The organism is Falsiroseomonas selenitidurans, from assembly GCF_012103215.1.
GTDB lineage: Bacteria > Pseudomonadota > Alphaproteobacteria > Acetobacterales > Acetobacteraceae > Falsiroseomonas > Falsiroseomonas selenitidurans.
In genome coordinates, this window is sequence record NZ_JAAVNE010000133.1 from 1 (window position 1) to 827 (window position 827).

The following is an 827-nucleotide window of genomic DNA, read 5'->3' on the forward strand; positions in this document are numbered from 1 at the left end:
TTGGTATTGGCGGCCGGCAGCACGAGGCCCGCGGCCACGCCGCGGCCGGGGCAGACCGCGCCGAACAGGTAGGCCCAGGTGTAGCGCTGGTCGCGCGGCGCAGGCGGGCGCGAGCCACGCTTGGCCCACAGCCGGGTGATGGTGCCCTGCTGGCCGATCCGGGCTTCGTCCTGCCACCACAGTTCCAGCGGCTTGCCGCGGGCCTGCGCCGGCAGGGCGGCGTCTACGAGGGCGGCGAAGTCGGCCTGAAAGACGCTTGGCGCCCGGCGTCGTGGCCGGGATGGCGCGGCCGCGGAACCAGCCGGCGGAAGCCCTGTCGGCGCAGCAGGTCGCTGACGCTGCGCTCGGCCATCGCCACGCCGAACCGCCGCGCGATCGCCCGCACCAGGTCCGACCGGCGCCACCGCGTCACGCCATCCTGCTCGAGGTCCGGTCCCTCGCTCACCCAGCGCGCCACCTCGCGCTCCTGCTCGGGCGACAGCAGACGCGGCGTGCCGCCCCCATGGCGGTCACGCAGTCCCGCCAAACCCTCGGCGTTGTAGCGATGCACCCAATCCCTCAGCGTCTGCCGGTCCATCCCCGCAGCCTGCGCCGCATCCGTCCGCGACGCTCCGTCCAGCACCAGCGCCAACGCCAACATGCGCCGCGCCGCGTGCGGCTGCCGGCACCGCCGCGCCGCGCGCCGAAGCCCCGACGCATCCAGATCCAGCCGCGTGATCGTCACCGCCGCCACCATTGCCGCCCCCTCGCCAAGCACGAAGGACAGCGAATCACACTCGCCGTGACCGTGGGAACACTCATGAGTCACTGCAGGACGCCGGGCGTAT

At 73.9% G+C, this 827-nt stretch carries 1 pseudogene; it reads right to left on the reverse strand.

Going from position 1 to position 827, the window contains the following annotated elements:
- Positions 1 to 733, reverse strand: a pseudogene (locus tag HEQ75_RS27705) (IS630 family transposase); the annotation flags it as partial.
- Positions 734 to 827: the final 94 nt, after the last annotated feature.